Origin of the sequence: Mesorhizobium australicum, assembly GCF_900177325.1 — a bacterium.
GTDB classification, from domain to species: Bacteria; Pseudomonadota; Alphaproteobacteria; order Rhizobiales; family Rhizobiaceae; genus Mesorhizobium_A; species Mesorhizobium_A australicum_A.
In genome coordinates, this window is the sequence record NZ_FXBL01000004.1 from 3,478,051 (window position 1) to 3,491,845 (window position 13,795).

16 protein-coding genes are annotated in these 13,795 nt (G+C 63.3%); 10 read left to right on the top strand and 6 right to left on the bottom strand.

The window, feature by feature from the left end:
- The first annotated feature begins 261 nt into the window (after positions 1 to 261).
- Positions 262 to 1,062: a sulfotransferase family 2 domain-containing protein gene (locus B9Z03_RS19640; protein ID WP_085465749.1), complete on the top strand. Its 801-nt coding sequence runs from the start codon at positions 262 to 264 to the stop codon at positions 1,060 to 1,062.
- A gap of 24 nt (positions 1,063 to 1,086) precedes the next feature.
- On the opposite strand, the gene B9Z03_RS19645 is transcribed toward B9Z03_RS19640, so the two are convergent.
- Positions 1,087 to 1,521 carry a TerB family tellurite resistance protein gene (locus B9Z03_RS19645; protein WP_348529045.1) on the bottom strand — a complete coding sequence of 145 codons (435 nt, stop codon included), beginning with the start codon at positions 1,519 to 1,521 and terminating at the stop codon, positions 1,087 to 1,089.
- 159 nt (positions 1,522 to 1,680) lie between these two features.
- On the opposite strand from B9Z03_RS19645, the gene B9Z03_RS29890 reads away from it, so the two are divergent.
- The 4 genes from B9Z03_RS29890 (at position 1,681) to B9Z03_RS19660 (ending at position 3,641) form a co-directional block, all read left to right on the top strand.
- Positions 1,681 to 1,851: a hypothetical protein gene (locus B9Z03_RS29890; protein ID WP_176247562.1), complete on the top strand. Its 171-nt coding sequence runs from the start codon at positions 1,681 to 1,683 to the stop codon at positions 1,849 to 1,851.
- Positions 1,852 to 1,937: 86 nt separating this feature from the next.
- Complete coding sequence (locus B9Z03_RS19650) at positions 1,938 to 2,765, top strand: helix-turn-helix domain-containing protein (protein WP_244561789.1); 828 nt, start codon at positions 1,938 to 1,940, stop codon at positions 2,763 to 2,765.
- 73 nt (positions 2,766 to 2,838) lie between these two features.
- Positions 2,839 to 3,255, top strand: a complete 417-nt coding sequence (locus B9Z03_RS19655) for a VOC family protein (RefSeq protein ID WP_085465750.1) — start codon at positions 2,839 to 2,841, stop codon at positions 3,253 to 3,255.
- Positions 3,252 to 3,641 carry a cupin domain-containing protein gene (locus B9Z03_RS19660; protein WP_244561790.1) on the top strand — a complete coding sequence of 130 codons (390 nt, stop codon included), beginning with the start codon at positions 3,252 to 3,254 and terminating at the stop codon, positions 3,639 to 3,641. The genes B9Z03_RS19655 and B9Z03_RS19660 overlap by 4 nt, the downstream gene beginning before the upstream one ends.
- Positions 3,642 to 3,645: 4 nt before the next feature.
- On the opposite strand, the gene B9Z03_RS19665 is transcribed toward B9Z03_RS19660, so the two are convergent.
- Together B9Z03_RS19665 and B9Z03_RS19670 are read right to left on the bottom strand one after the other, a co-directional pair.
- A complete protein-coding gene (locus B9Z03_RS19665; RefSeq protein WP_085467773.1) occupies positions 3,646 to 5,112 on the bottom strand; it encodes a cobyric acid synthase in 1,467 nt (488 codons plus the stop codon).
- Positions 5,112 to 5,714 carry a dimethylsulfonioproprionate lyase family protein gene (locus B9Z03_RS19670; RefSeq protein WP_085465751.1) on the bottom strand — a complete coding sequence of 201 codons (603 nt, stop codon included), beginning with the start codon at positions 5,712 to 5,714 and terminating at the stop codon, positions 5,112 to 5,114. The genes B9Z03_RS19665 and B9Z03_RS19670 overlap by 1 nt, the downstream gene beginning before the upstream one ends.
- 129 nt (positions 5,715 to 5,843) lie before the next feature.
- Here B9Z03_RS19670 and B9Z03_RS19675 point away from each other — a divergent pair, with 129 nt between their 5' ends.
- Positions 5,844 to 7,019, top strand: coding sequence for an acyl-CoA dehydrogenase family protein (locus tag B9Z03_RS19675; protein ID WP_085465752.1), 1,176 nt, complete (start codon positions 5,844 to 5,846; stop codon positions 7,017 to 7,019).
- 128 nt (positions 7,020 to 7,147) lie between these two features.
- On the top strand, positions 7,148 to 8,026 hold the full coding sequence (gene mmsB / locus B9Z03_RS19680; protein ID WP_085465753.1) for a 3-hydroxyisobutyrate dehydrogenase: 879 nt from the start codon (positions 7,148 to 7,150) through the stop codon (positions 8,024 to 8,026).
- 301 nt (positions 8,027 to 8,327) lie between these two features.
- Here mmsB and B9Z03_RS19685 read toward each other — a convergent pair whose 3' ends face one another.
- Positions 8,328 to 8,972, bottom strand: a complete 645-nt coding sequence (locus B9Z03_RS19685) for a cytochrome c oxidase assembly factor Coa1 family protein (protein WP_085465754.1) — start codon at positions 8,970 to 8,972, stop codon at positions 8,328 to 8,330.
- A gap of 714 nt (positions 8,973 to 9,686) precedes the next feature.
- Here B9Z03_RS19685 and B9Z03_RS19690 point away from each other — a divergent pair.
- From B9Z03_RS19690 to B9Z03_RS19700, 3 genes are read left to right on the top strand one after another with little or no spacing between them, the layout of a single operon-like run.
- Positions 9,687 to 10,106 (top strand): TadE/TadG family type IV pilus assembly protein, encoded by a 420-nt coding sequence (locus B9Z03_RS19690; RefSeq protein WP_085465755.1) that lies wholly within the window; start codon positions 9,687 to 9,689, stop codon positions 10,104 to 10,106.
- A 2-nt stretch (positions 10,107 to 10,108) separates the two neighbouring features.
- Positions 10,109 to 10,378, top strand: coding sequence for a pilus assembly protein TadG-related protein (locus B9Z03_RS19695; RefSeq protein WP_139832336.1), 270 nt, complete (start codon positions 10,109 to 10,111; stop codon positions 10,376 to 10,378).
- Positions 10,379 to 10,405: 27 nt separating this feature from the next.
- The gene (locus B9Z03_RS19700; RefSeq protein WP_085465757.1) at positions 10,406 to 11,854 is read left to right on the top strand and encodes a TadG family pilus assembly protein; all 1,449 of its coding nucleotides are present in this window, start codon (positions 10,406 to 10,408) and stop codon (positions 11,852 to 11,854) included.
- A 40-nt stretch (positions 11,855 to 11,894) separates the two neighbouring features.
- Here B9Z03_RS19700 and B9Z03_RS19705 read toward each other — a convergent pair whose 3' ends face one another.
- The gene (locus B9Z03_RS19705; RefSeq protein WP_085465758.1) at positions 11,895 to 12,305 is read right to left on the bottom strand and encodes a carboxymuconolactone decarboxylase family protein; all 411 of its coding nucleotides are present in this window, start codon (positions 12,303 to 12,305) and stop codon (positions 11,895 to 11,897) included.
- Positions 12,305 to 13,684, bottom strand: coding sequence for an aspartate aminotransferase family protein (locus tag B9Z03_RS19710; RefSeq protein WP_085465759.1), 1,380 nt, complete (start codon positions 13,682 to 13,684; stop codon positions 12,305 to 12,307). The genes B9Z03_RS19705 and B9Z03_RS19710 overlap by 1 nt, the downstream gene beginning before the upstream one ends.
- Positions 13,685 to 13,795: the final 111 nt, after the last annotated feature.

Below are 13,795 nucleotides of genomic sequence, written 5' to 3' on the forward strand. Positions count from 1 at the left end.
CGCCGGGCAATGCCGTGCGCGAAGGCCCTGACCGGGCATCGTTACCCGCGAAAACAAAACGTTACCCCTCCAGAGATGTTTGGAAACATTTCGGCCGAAGTTTGGACACCTCCCATAAGCACGTTGGGCGAACCAGCGCGCTGAGAGCGTCGAGGTCGTGCGGTTGGTTCTGCGACCGTCCTCAGCCGCATCCAGAATGTCTGAACATGCAGCGGGCTCTCGCATTCCTGCGGCACGGCCTGTTTTTTGAAGTGACTCTAGATGACCAGCACCCAGCATCCAGGCAAGAGCGGCGGTCGGGCACATGATTTGAGAGCCGTCGTCTCGCACAGATACGGGTTCGTCTATGTTCCTGTCCCTAAATGCGGCACCACGACGATGGACCGCGTCCTGCACATCATCCACGGCATCGAGGATTCGGAGTATCGGATCGATACGGATCACGCGGCCCGCTATACGCCGGGCCGGAAATCCGGCCGTGACATCGAAACGCTCTACGTTCCGGTGAAATACGTCAGAAGATTCAGGCACCAATTCGACGACTACACATGGATATCCGTCATCCGGAATCCCTATGATCGCCTGGTGTCGATGTACAATTACGACGTGCGCCGATATGCGAAGTACTTCGACCGCAGGACCTATCTGTATGCGGGCCTGTTCAAGAGGGCTGCCTTTGTTCTGGGCCGCGATCCTCGGACCACGCAGCGGAACGCGATACTCCGCAGAATCGGATTCGACAGGTTCGTCCGCGGGCTCGAAAAGAGCGGGACGGACTTCGACATTCATTTCATGCGGCAGACGGACATCATGTTCTACGATCTCCTCTCCTACGATCGGCTGATCGATGTCGACAGGCTGTCCACCGACCTTCCGCCCTTGCTGAGAAAACTCGGGGTCCAGGAAGAGCTCGTCGAACGCCTGACGCCATTCCCCCGCTCAAACCCGTCGAGACCTTCTGATGCCCGCTATGACGAGACGACGCGCGCGACGGCCTACCGCCTATATCAGCCGGACTTTGCCGCCCTCACGCCGTGGACATCGTCAGTCCCCGGCGAATAGGCAGGCACAGCATCGTGGAACGAGCTATTCTGGCCGTACCAATTCGCGCGGATCGATATGGAGCAGCGAAACGGTGCGCTTGAGCAGATCGATTTCCTGCGCCGACAGTTTCTCGTCCGCCTTCGCGATCTCCGTCATGTGGCGGGCGAGCGTGATACGGCGCGCCAGCGGCAACTCGCCGAACGCGCCGAGCGAACGCGCCGTCGTGTTCTCATAGCCGAAGTCCTGGAGGTATTTCAGCACCTCCTTCAGGCTCTCCTCGCCGATGCCGAAGCCGTCACGGCAGATGCGCTTGAACGCTTCGAGTTCCGGCCCCGCCGCCTCGCCGTCGGCGAGCACCATTCTGAAGAGCAGCATCAGCTCGGCCGTCAGCACGGGATCGTCGGCGACGCGCCTGACCGCCGGGTCACCTTCGAACAGCACCCGCACTTTCTCGATCAGGCCAGCGATCATGAGCATTCCCCGTTTCCGTGATCCGGCCAGTCTAGCTTGAATCCGCGCGCATCGAAACGGCCCCCACAGGCCGCAGAGCCGCCGGCCGAACGCACTTGGTTTCTACGACCAAAGTCGTAAGCTTCCCTTGCGTGCGACTCGCACGCACGAGGAGAGGAGAAGAAGATGAATTTGTCCGCGCCCACCATGGTGGTCTTCATCATCGCGCTGATCATCGCAATCATCGCGGTGTTGATGTCCGTCAGCGTCATCACCTTCATTCCGATTGCGGCATTCTGGGTGATGACTCTCGCCTATGTCGTCCTCGCGGCCGGCTGTCTGTTCAAAGGGGCCTGACCACCCTTGATCCATGACGCGCCCCGGCAGGCGGGGCGCGCAAATCGCGGCTGGATTCGCCATCGGAATGCGGCGATGATCGACCGATGGACATGCATGCCACTTACGTGCCTGGCCCGCCCGTTCCACCCGACGGGTTCGAGATGCTGCGGCGTCCCGCAGCCCTTGGCATATCGTCCTGCGTCCACGAATTCATTCACTACCGCGAGACGGTTCCGGGCCTGTTCAGGCAGGTCGAAACCGCATCCCTGGTCGTTCCGCTGGTTATCAGCTTCGGCACGCCGTTCGCGATCGGGCTCGGCCGCGACCCAGGCTCGGACGACACCTACGGCAGTTTCGCCTCCGGGCTCTTTCCCGGGCAGGTGGTGATCCACTCGACGGGCCTTTCAGACTGTATCCAGGTCAACTTCACGCCGCTCGGTGCCTGGCGCTTCTTCGGCCTGCCGATGAGCGAACTGGCGGCCCGGATGGTCGCGCTCGATGACCTCGCACAGAGTGACATGCGCGAGCTGCGCCAACGCCTTGCAGATCTGGCCGACCCCGTGCGCAGGCTCGATCTCATCGAGAGCTTCGTCACCGGCCGGCTGCTCCGCTCCGCCGCGCACGACCCTGTTTCCGAGGCAGCCTACGAACTGCTGCTCCGTCGCAACGGCGATGTGCGCATATCGCGGCTCGCAGCGCGGCTCGACCTGTCGCGCAAGCATCTCGCCGAACGCTTCCGCGCGGCAATAGGCGTACCGCCGAAGACGCTCGCGCGTATCATGCGCTTCAAGCGCGCCCAACAACTGGCGCGCGCCGGCGAGGACTGGGCCGATATCGCAGCCGCATGCGGCTATGCCGACCAGGCGCATCTCACGCGCGAATTCCAGGAAATGTCCGGCTCGACACCGACGGCATGGAAGGCAGCCGCCTGAGGGTTACAAATCTTCAAGACCGGTGGAACCCGCCTCACTAGTCTCCTTTTGGCTGACCGACAGGAGAACCGACATGACGATCGAAGCCCCTCGCCTCTTCCCCACTTTCCGCTACCGCGACGCAGCCCGGATGATCGACTGGCTGGTCGAGGCCTTCGGCTTTTCCGTCAACGCGAAGTTCATGGACGGCGAGAAGGTGGGTCATGCGCAACTCTCCTTCGGCTCGTCCATGATCATGCTGGGCAGCGTTCGCGACGACGAATATGGCCGCATGGTCGGCGCGCCCGGCGACAATGGCGGCAAGTCGGTCTACATCGCCGTCGACGATTGCGACGCCGCCTGCGAGCGCGCCAAAGCCGCCGGCGCAACGATCCTCCAGGAACCTACCGATCGCGACTACGGCAGCCGCGAATTCATCTGCGCCGACCCCGAAGGCGTCGTCTGGTCGCTCGGCACCTACTGGCCGAAGGCGGACGGAGATGCCGCGTGAGCGGCGGCCCGATCGTGCTCGGCCCCACCGAAGGCCGCGTCTACGAGATGCCGGACATGCGCGCCGTCTTCAAAGCGGACGGCGAAGAGACGGGCGAGCGCTACAGCGTTTCCGAATGGTGGGTGAAGCTACACGGGAAAGGCCCCGGACCACATTTGCACGCTACGGAGGACGAGCTTTTCTACGTGATCGCCGGCACGATGTCGGTGATGGTCGCAGATGCATGGCGCGACCTCGCAGCCGGCTCGTTCATCCGCATCCCTGCGGGAACCGTGCACGATTTCGAGAACCGGACGACCGAACCGGCAGCACTTCTCAACGTCTTCATGGGTGCGTTCGAGCACAACATGCCGGCGATCGTGGCGTGGTACGAAGAGCACCGCTGAATTGCTACCGCGCAACAGCGAGCAGGCCATCCACGTCGATCGATCGCTCCAGATGTTCTGCTATCGCGTCAAGCGCCTCCTCGACCTTGCGACGATGATCGAACGCCCCGCCCTCCACGCCCAGTCGCGCCAGAAAGGCCCGGCGGAACGCGGTCGAGCCGAACAGGCCATGCAGATAGGTTCCCATGATGCGCCCGTTGCCCGATATGGCTCCATCCGGCCTGCCGCCGATCTCGACCAGCGGCCGCGCGCAATCGGCCCCGCCGGTGCGGCCCAGATGAATCTCGTAGCCATGAACGGCAGCGTCGAACGCGAGCGAGAACCCGTCCGCCTCACCGACGGTCTTCTCCGACTCCAGCACCGTCTCGATGTCGAGCAGACGAAGACCGTCCACCCGCCCTCCTCCGCCTTCGATGCGATGCGGGTCCGCAACGCTGGTCCCTAGCATCTGATAGCCGCCGCAGAGGCCGACGACGTACCCGCCGCGGGCGACGTGAGCGGCGAGATCATCCGCCCAGCCCAGCGCGCGGAAGCTTGCAAGGTCGGCGATCGTCGCCTTCGAGCCGGGTATCACCACCAGCAAAGCATCCGAAGGCAGCCGCGATCCCGGTGGCACGAAGATCACCTCGACCTCCGGCTCCGCCTTCAGCGGATCGAGATCGTCGAAATTCGCGATGCGCGGCAGCATCGGCACCGCTACCTTGAGGGCCTTGTCGCCGCCACGCGCCAGGCGGTCGAGTACCACGGAATCCTCAGACGGCAGCAAAGCCGCCTCGCGCAGCCACGGCACGACGCCAAAGGATCGCCAGCCGGTGAAGCGGGTGATCGCCGCCAGTCCATCGTCGAAAAGCGAAAGGTCGCCGCGGAACTTGTTGATCAGGAAGCCTGCGATCATGTCCCGGTCCGCTTCCGGGAGGACTAGGTGCGTGCCGGCGATCGCCGCGATCACCCCTCCCCGGTCGATGTCGCCGACGAGCACCACGGGAACGTCCGCCTTGGTGGCGAAGCCCATATTGGCGATGTCGCGGTCGCGCAGGTTGATCTCGGCCGGCGATCCTGCTCCTTCGACGACGATCAGGTCGGCGCCTGCCGAAAGCCGTGACCAGCTCTCCATCACTGCGCCGAGCAGCCGGCCCTTCAGGTTCTGGTAATCCCGCGCGCCGGCCTCTCCTGCAACCCTGCCATGCACCACCACCTGGGCGCCGATGTCGGACTGCGGCTTCAGCAGCACCGGGTTCATGTCCACGGTCGGCCGGATGCCGCAGGCCAGTGCCTGCAGCCACTGCGCCCGGCCGATCTCGCCGGAACCGCCGTCGGGATGCGCAGCAACCGCCGCATTGTTCGACATGTTCTGCGGCTTGAACGGCGCCACTCGAATGCCGCGCCGCATCGCCGCGCGGCAGAGGCCCGCCACCAGCACCGTCTTGCCGACGTCCGATCCAGTGCCCTGAAGCATGATGGCCTTCGCCATCAGCCGGCCCTGCCGGTGACGATCGAGCGCGCGGCGAGCGGCCCGCCGCGCCACAGATAGAGCGCAAGCAGCGGATCGTCGCCGGTCCTCATGGCGTGGTTCACATGGGAGGGATGATGGATAATCTCACCCGCCGCCCGCGCCGCGAATTCGCCATCGCCCTTTCGCCACAACGCGCCGCCGGTCAGGGGAATATAGATCTCCTCCGCCTCGTGATGATGATCCGGGTAGTGCACGCCGGGTCCGAGCAGCAGGAAGCCGCAGGCGACGTTGTCGTCGACGAAGTGGCCGCGCGTGCCCACCAGCTCCAGCCAGCCGTAATTGTCGAGGAAATCCTGGCCGAAGTCGCTCGCCGTGTAGGTCTGACCCCAGCGGAGCCGCTGGCCCCTCTCCGCGAGCAGGCGCGCCAGTTCCTCGCCCGAACCTCCCTCGGCGCTCGCCGCACAGGCATCGAGATGGTCAAGGCACGGCAGGGATGCCTCCTCCAGTGTCCGCTCGGGAAGCTCCAGCGCCCAGGGCGCGATGAAATCGGCGATCAGGGGCCCGCTCCCGGCCAGGAAGGCGCGCGTTTCAATCAGAAGGTCCTGTGCGATTTTTCCCATTCCCACCCCTTCGGAACAGCAATTGATGCACACCGGTTGCACCAGATCGAGTGCGAGCGAGCCGGTTGCGCGACCCTTTCATTGGTCTAGACTGTCGCGCCAACAAGACAAGATGCCAGGGAGGCGTAGATGGATGCGACGGTCGATCAGGCCTCGGGCCAGTTCGAGCTCAACGCAGACCAACGTGCGATCCAGGAGATGGCGGCGGCCTTCGCCGGGGATCGCGTGGCCCCGAATGCGCTGGAGTGGGACAAGAAGCGCTATTTCCCCTCCGACGTGGTCCGCGAGACCGGAGCGCTCGGCCTAGGCGGCATCTATGTCCGCGACGACGTCGGCGGCTCGGGCCTCGGCCGCATGGACGCGGTGTTGATCTTCGAGGCGCTGGCGCGGGCGTGCCCGGCCTTCTCCGCCTTCATCTCGATCCACAACATGGCAGCCTGGATGATCGACGTCTTCGGCGACGACGATCAGCGGCAGCGCTTCCTGCCGAAAATCACGTCGATGGAATGGCTGGCGAGCTATGCGCTGACGGAACCCTCGGCGGGCTCCGACGCAGCGGCGTTGAAGACGCGCGCGGTGCGCGGTCCCGGCAACGGCGCGGACTACACCCTCAACGGCACCAAGCAGTTCATCTCCGGCGCCGGCGACAACGACGTCTACGTCGTAATGGCGCGCACCGGTGAGGACGGTCCGAAGGGCGTGTCGACCTTCGTGATCCCGAAGGACGCGCCGGGGCTCAAGTTCGGCGCTCTGGAATCCAAGATGGGCTGGCACATGCAGCCGACCCGGCAAGTGATCTTCGAGGATTGCAAGGTGCCGGCGGAGAACCGCCTCTCGGCCGAGGGCATGGGCTTCCGCATCGCCATGGCAGGTCTCGACGGCGGCCGGCTCAACATCGCCGCCTGCTCGCTGGGCGGCGCCCAGTCCGCGCTCGACAAGGCGCTGCAATACGCCTCGGAACGACAGGCCTTCGGCCAGGCCATCGATCGCTTTCAGTCCATGCAGTTCAAGCTCGCCGACATGGAGACCGAGCTGCAGGCCTCGCGCATCTTCCTCTACGCGGCCGCCTCGAAGCTGGACGCCAAGTCGCACGACGCCGGCAAATGGTCGGCGATGGCCAAGCGCTTCGTCACCGACACCGGCTTCAAGATCGCCAACGATGCGCTCCAGGTCTTCGGCGGCTACGGTTACCTGCACGACTACGGCGTCGAGAAGCTCGTCCGCGATCTCCGCGTCCACCAGATTCTCGAAGGCACCAACGAAATCATGCGCGTCATCGTCGCGAGGCATTTGATCGGGCGGTAGGGAGTAAGCGAATAGGGCGAAGGCACCAGGGGAAGCGCGGTCGCAGCCCTGCCGCGTTCCCCTTCCTAGTCTCCGACTTACTGCCTCACTACCCTATTCCCCTACCCCCCTATTTCCGGAGGAAACCAATGACCACCATCGCCTTCATCGGTCTCGGCAACATGGGCAATCCCATGGCCGCCAATCTTGTCAAGGCCGGCCACACCGTGTTCGGTTTCGACCTCGTGCCCGCCAATCTTGAGGCGGCGACGAAGAACGGCGTGACCGTGATGGCGAACGCGCCGGCGGCGGTGAAGGATGCCGACGTGGTGATCACCATGCTGCCGGCGGGCAAGCACGTCCTCTCCGTCTACGAGGACATCGCGCCCAAGGCCAAATCCGGCGCGCTTTTCATCGATTCCTCGACCATCGACGTCAATTCCGCGCGAAAGGCGCATGCGATCGCCGGCAAGTACGGCCTTCTTTCGATCGACGCGCCGGTTTCCGGCGGCACAGGTGGTGCGACGGCCGGCACGCTGACCTTCATGGCCGGGGGCTCGAAAGACGCTTTCACCATGGCCGAGCCGATCCTCAAGCCGATGGCGGGCAAGATCGTCCACTGCGGCGATGCGGGCGCCGGACAGGCGGCCAAGATCTGCAACAACATGATCCTCGGCATTTCCATGATCGGTGTCGGCGAGGCCTTCGTACTCGCTGAAAAGCTCGGCTTGTCGCATCAGGCTCTTTACGACGTCGCCTCCACGTCGTCCGGACAATGCTGGTCGCTCACCACCTATTGCCCGGTCCCGGGTCCTGTTCCGACCTCGCCTGCGAACCGCGACTACAAGCCGGGCTTCGCGGCCGCGCTGATGCTCAAGGATCTCAAGCTCGCCCAGGAGGCCGCGTCCTCGTCCGGCGCCGTAACGCCTCTGGGCGCGGAAGCGGCCCAGCTTTACGCGCTCTATGCGGCGCAGGGCGGCGGCGACGCGGATTTCTCGGGAATTATCCGCTTCCTGCGCGGTGAGTGAACGAACCTTTCGACGTCATTAATGTAAGTATACGGAAATTAACGAAGATTTTCGCCACAGGACGCGAGAAAAGTTCGCGATTCATCCTTTGCTAAGCGCCTGATAACCGGGCGGTAACGATATCCCGTTAGAACTTGATCCCGAGGCGGACATCAAAGACCGCCCGGCTCCGGATCAGGTCTCGCGTACCGGAGCCCGAAAGTTTCAGGCGTAGCGTTTCCTGCGTTCCTAGGCTTGAGTCGCGCCCTTCCGGAAGACCGGAGGCGCGGCTTTGGCGTTTTGGGCGCAGCGATGCTGGCCTTCAAAGGTCGATGGGCGCATTCGGGATCTGGATGTTCTTCGTGTTGCGCAGCACGATCGGAACGTCCTTGCCCTCCGCTCGTACAATCAGCAGCAGCACCTCCCACGCGCCCCCTGTCCGAGCCGCCTGCACATAGGCATTGCCGGCAGCCTTCGAGCCCGAGAGCGGAATAGACAGCTCGGCCCTGCCGGTTCCTCCCGCAGAGACCGAGATGTTGCCCCATACCCAGAAGCCGGCCGTGATGTCGTCGCCAAGCGCTTGCCTGACCTGCTCATCCGCGCGGATGAGTTCCATGCTCATCTGATAGGCCTCGCTGCGCTTCATCATCGGAACGATGCTGGCGAACAGCCCGGCCATCCCGCCGATCACAACGATCCAGATCGCCAGTCCGGCGATCGCCCACTTGCGCTGCGTCTTTCGAAAATGGTCCGCATCGCGCCAATAGCGATTGCGCCACGCCCAGCGGCTGCCGCGCAAACCCAGCATGATCATCATGATGAAGTTGATACCCGGGATCAGCGCCAGGAGCGCGATCAAGGTGCTGTTGCCGATGCCCCAGATCCAGTTGAGGAAGAATGCGCCCCAGTTCCAGCGATCGAGCTCGCGCGGGATTTCGGCCGGATCGTTCAACGGTTGGCTTGCCATTCTTGCTCCAGGTCTCGGCTTCAGATCTCACCGTAGGCCTTGTGCCCTGAGACCTCAATCGCACCGGTCCGACGATCTACAGGAAGCGATGCGGGCGGCCGCGGATCGGTAAACTGCTCCTGCGAGGCCGAAGAGCGATGCGCCTCTGCAAAAAAAACTTCCGAATTTTTCGGCGCGTCGTTGTTGCGCCCTTGAATGAACTCGCCTTGCGCGCCGATCGCTGGAAAGACACGACCAGCGCGGTTCCGGATCACAGGAACGATCAGGGTGTTCGATCAAGGCGCTTTGACCGGCGGCGAGATTACCCACGCGGATCACCTGAGCACGCGCGCGCATCTACTTTCATGTCGAATGGGGCTTTCGGGGTGTCGCATTCGCAGCGATCCGATATCGCCCGCGCGATCCCTGTCACTCCATGTTAATTTGCATGCACACTAAAAACCCGATCAGAGCCCCTTGAAGAACGTTTGCGCACATACATAAAAAGGAAGGCGCACTCATTAGCATGCATACATATAGGATTATCTCCATATCATTTGTACGCATCGATATTCAATACTTCATATCAATTCGCATACGAAGATTTATATAATGAGATCGGTTCAACAATTCAGATAATCAAGCAAAATCAACTACTAAATAAACCATCGATTAACAGCCGGATCATAGCCTCGATAGCCATAGCTTGGGTCTGCTCACGGGGAAGGCGACATCATGAGGCGAGATCTGGCCGAGGCGGAGGACGGAACCACGGCGGTCGAATTCGCGATGATCGCGCCCATCTTCATCGCATTCATGCTCGGAATGACTGCCTACGGCATCTATTTCGGCGCGGCCCATTCCGTTCAGCAACTTTCGGCGGATGCCGCGCGTGTCGCACTGGCCGGAATAAGCGAGGCGGAGCGCAAGCAACTCGTCGCGCAATACATCCAGGAAAACTCCGCCGACTATCTCTTCCTTCGAACCGAGGCGGTTATCGCAGACGTTTCGGCCAATGCGACCGACCCGTCGCAATCGAATGTCTCGATCTCCTACGACGCGCGCAGCCTGCCGATCTGGAACCTCTATCCACCGCTGCCCTTGCCCGGACAGACGATCAGCAGGACCGCGACGATCCGCATCGGGGGGCTCTGAACATGCGGCTTCTAGGAGTTTTCTCCGCCCGTCTCGACAAGGCCCACGCCGGGTTTAGAAAGGACAGGAGCGGTAACATCGCGATCATGGCCGCCGCATTCTTTTCGGTGGCGCTCGTCGTGGCGGCCTTCAGCGTCGACGAGGCAGCGCTCTATTTGGAAAAGCGTCGCCTGCAGAGCATCACCGATATCGCGGCCATCCAGGCGGCGCGCGCGCCGGCTGACGCGGCCACGCTTGTCGAACAGGCCCTGAAGGACAACGGCATGTCGTAGGCGACCCAACGCGACAAGAACCAGAATATACCGACCTGGCTCGTCGGCGACGGTCGCCGCGCCGCATATGAATTCAGCATCGGTCGATACACCGCCGACCCGTCGATCACGCCGAGCGAACGCTTCACACCGAATGGAGAGCCGGCGAACGCCGTCAAGGTCACCGTGCAGAAAAGCGGCTCGCTGTTCTTCGCCGGCAGCTTCATGGACAAGCCGATGGTGTCGGCCAGCGGCATCGCCTATTCCTCCTCGGCCGCCACATTCTCGATCGGCTCGCGCCTGGCGAGCCTGGACGGCGGGCTGCTGAACGGGCTTCTGAACGCGCTGCTCGGCACGAACGTCTCGCTCAGCGTGATGGATTACCGCGCCCTGGTGGATGCGCGTATCGACGTGCTCAGCTTCCTCGACGGCCTCGCCACCGAACTCGACCTGACCGCCGCGACATATGACGACGTGCTGGATACGACGGTCACCGTCGGCCAGATCATCGAGGTCATGGCGGACATCACTGGCTCCGGGGACCTGACCGCATCCGCTGCTCTGAAGAAGATCCTGAACGGCAACCCGTCGGCGAAGCTCACCATCCCGCTGAGAAGCATCATCGAGGTCGGCACGCTCGGCGCCGTACGCGTTGGGACCAAGCCCAGCGGCATGACGGCCATGTTCGACGCGATGCAGATGCTGACCGCCTCGGCGGCGCTTGCCAATGGCGAGCATCAGGTCGCCGTCTCGCTCGGCGTCAACGTGCCGGGGCTCGCGAGCGTGGGCGTCCATCTCGCGATCGGCGAACCCGAACAGAAGACGCCCTTCATGACCATCGGCGAACGCGGCGAGATCGTCCACACCGCGCAGACGCGGCTGCTGATCGAGGCGAAGGTTGGCGGCGAGGGTCTCCTGGCGGGCGTCACCATCCGGCTGCCGATCTATGTCGAGCTGGCCTATGCCGACGCCAGGCTGACCAGTATCTCCTGCCCTTCCGGCACGCCCGACAACGCCAAGGTCACCGTTAGCGCCAAGCCAGGCGTGGCCCAATTGTGGATCGCGAACGTCCCTGCGGCCAACCTGGCCAACTTCGTGTCGTCCCCCGTCAACGGATCGGCGACGGTGGTGAATGCCCTCGGCATCAAGGTCAACGCCAGCGCCCATGTCGCGGCGACGAACGTCAAGGCGACCGATCTCTCCTTCAGCCACAACGACATCAAGAACCTGACTGTGAAGTCGGTCTCTACAGGCAATCTCCTCGAAACCGCCGTGTCCTCGCTGCTCGGCGAGCTCGATCTCTCGGTGGAACTCGGCCCACTCAACCTCGGCCTGGGGGGAACGATCACCGCATTGCTCGGAAAGACGCTGTCCGCCGTCGCCGCACCGCTGGACTCGCTGGTCTATAATCTCCTGCTGGCGCTGGGGATAAAGATCGGCGAGGTCGACGTTCGGGTACACGGCGTCGCTTGCCAGCGCGCCGTCCTCGTTCAGTAGCCTCGCGGGAGCACTCGGGCTCCCTTCCGGATCGAGCCATTCAGCCCTTGGGCAGGAACTGCGAGTCGACCGGCGGACGCAGCGCGTTAGCTAAACGATTGGTCTCGTTGGCCTTGGCCGCCACTGCCAGCACCTCCATCAGCATCGCGTCGGTCATGCCTTTCGCCCGCGCGGAGGCGGTGTGCGAATAGGTGCAATACTCACACCCATTGGTCGCCGAAACAGCGATGTAGATCAATTCCTTGGTGAGAGGGTCGAGCGCGCCCGGCCCCATCACCACTTTCAGTGCCTCCCATGTGCGCTTCAGGTTCGCCGGATCATGCGCCAGCACCTTCCAGAAATTGTTGATCCAGTCGGTCTTCCGCGTCGCCATGATGTCATCGTAGACGGCACGGACCTCGGGCAAGGCATCGGCATACTCGACCAGCGGCACGATCGGAGGATTGGCCATCACATCCTCCCGAGGTCGGCGGCGGCGAGATCGAGCGCCCTCTCGATCCGCGCGGCGGCGATGTCGATGGTCTCGCGTGTCCAGATCAGCGGTGGCGACAGGATCATCGTGTCGTCGGTCGCCCGCATCATCAGTCCCTGTGCGATCGCGTGGTCGCGCACCTTCACCGCCGCGCTGCCGGACGGCTGGAAGCGCTCGCGCGTTTCCTTGTCGGCGACGATCTCAATCGCGCCCAGCAGGCCGACCGTGCGCACCTGGCCGACGATCGGATGTCCTGAAAGCCGCTCCATCAGCGTCTTGCGGAAATAGGGACCGGTGTCACTGCGCACCCGATCGACCAGGCCTTCCCGCTCGATGATCTCCAGGTTCTTCAGCGCCACCGCGCAGGCCACCGGATGTCCCGAATAGGTGTAGCCGTGGAAGAACTCGCCGCCCTTGTCGATCAGCGTCCTGGCGATACGGTCGCCGATGAACAGCGCCGAGAGCGGCTGGTAGCCGGAGGTCAACGCCTTCGCGGTGGTGATCGTGTCGGCCTCGATGCCCATCGCCTGCGCGGCAAACCACTCGCCGGTGCGGCCATAACCGGTGATGACTTCGTCAAGCATCAAGAGCACGTCGTATTTGCGGCAGATACGCTGGATTTCGGGCCAGTAGCTCTCTGGCGGTATCTTCACACCCCCTGCCCCCATGATCGGCTCGCCGATGAAAGCCGCGACATTCTCGGCGCCGGCTTCCAGGATCGCGTCCTCGACCGCGCGCGCGGCGCGGATGCCGAAATCGTGTTCGCTCTCGCCCGGCTCCGCGAGCTCGAACGAATAGGGCGGCATGACATGTACGATGTTCGGCACCGCGCCGCCGAGTTGCTCATGCATGTGACTCATCCCACCGAGCGACGCGCCAGCGATCGTCGAGCCGTGATAGGCCATCTTGCGCGAGATGATGCGGTTCTTCCGCGGCTTGCCCTCCAAGGCCCAGTAGCGGCGCACGACGCGCAGCGCCGTGTCGTTGGCCTCGGAGCCGGACGATCCGTAGAAGACCTGGTTCATGTTCGCCGGCGCGATCTCCGCCAGCTTCTTGGACAGCAGCACCGGCGTCGGTGTCGAGCATTTGAAGAAGGAGTTGTAATAAGGCAGCTCCTTCATCTGCTCATAGGCCGCCTCGGCGAGTTCCGTGCGCCCGTAGCCGGCATTCACGCACCATAGGCCCGCCATGCCGTCGAGGATCTCGTTACCCTCGGAATCGTAGATATAGGGTCCGTCCGCGCGCACGATCATGCGGGACCCGACGGCCCGTAGTTCCTTGTGGTCGGTGAACGGATGGAGATGATGCCCCGCATCGATCTCCTGCAACTGCTTCAGGGAAAAGTTCTGGTAGCTCATCGTCTTGCGCCTCTTTGCTGAATCGATCCGGCAGGCCGGGGTGATTCACGGAGCAGGCGGCGAATACCCGATGCGGGCGCAGAGCCGCAGCAGTTCGACGTGCAGCGTCCG

Bases quoted from the DNA above. Each gene is read 5' to 3' on its own strand.
- B9Z03_RS19640 (WP_085465749.1), top strand. From the start codon at position 262: ATGACCAGCACCCAGCATCCAGGCAAGAGCGGCGGTCGGGCACATGAT.
- B9Z03_RS19645 (WP_348529045.1), bottom strand. From the start codon at position 1,521: ATGCTCATGATCGCTGGCCTGATCGAGAAAGTGCGGGTGCTGTTCGAA.
- B9Z03_RS29890 (WP_176247562.1), top strand. From the start codon at position 1,681: ATGAATTTGTCCGCGCCCACCATGGTGGTCTTCATCATCGCGCTGATC.
- B9Z03_RS19650 (WP_244561789.1), top strand. From the start codon at position 1,938: ATGGACATGCATGCCACTTACGTGCCTGGCCCGCCCGTTCCACCCGAC.
- B9Z03_RS19655 (WP_085465750.1), top strand. From the start codon at position 2,839: ATGACGATCGAAGCCCCTCGCCTCTTCCCCACTTTCCGCTACCGCGAC.
- B9Z03_RS19665 (WP_085467773.1), bottom strand. From the start codon at position 5,112: ATGGCGAAGGCCATCATGCTTCAGGGCACTGGATCGGACGTCGGCAAG.
- B9Z03_RS19670 (WP_085465751.1), bottom strand. From the start codon at position 5,714: ATGGGAAAAATCGCACAGGACCTTCTGATTGAAACGCGCGCCTTCCTG.
- B9Z03_RS19675 (WP_085465752.1), top strand. From the start codon at position 5,844: ATGGATGCGACGGTCGATCAGGCCTCGGGCCAGTTCGAGCTCAACGCA.
- mmsB (WP_085465753.1), top strand. From the start codon at position 7,148: ATGACCACCATCGCCTTCATCGGTCTCGGCAACATGGGCAATCCCATG.
- B9Z03_RS19685 (WP_085465754.1), bottom strand. From the start codon at position 8,972: ATGGCAAGCCAACCGTTGAACGATCCGGCCGAAATCCCGCGCGAGCTC.
- B9Z03_RS19690 (WP_085465755.1), top strand. From the start codon at position 9,687: ATGAGGCGAGATCTGGCCGAGGCGGAGGACGGAACCACGGCGGTCGAA.
- B9Z03_RS19695 (WP_139832336.1), top strand. From the start codon at position 10,109: ATGCGGCTTCTAGGAGTTTTCTCCGCCCGTCTCGACAAGGCCCACGCC.
- B9Z03_RS19705 (WP_085465758.1), bottom strand. From the start codon at position 12,305: ATGGCCAATCCTCCGATCGTGCCGCTGGTCGAGTATGCCGATGCCTTG.
- B9Z03_RS19710 (WP_085465759.1), bottom strand. From the start codon at position 13,684: ATGAGCTACCAGAACTTTTCCCTGAAGCAGTTGCAGGAGATCGATGCG.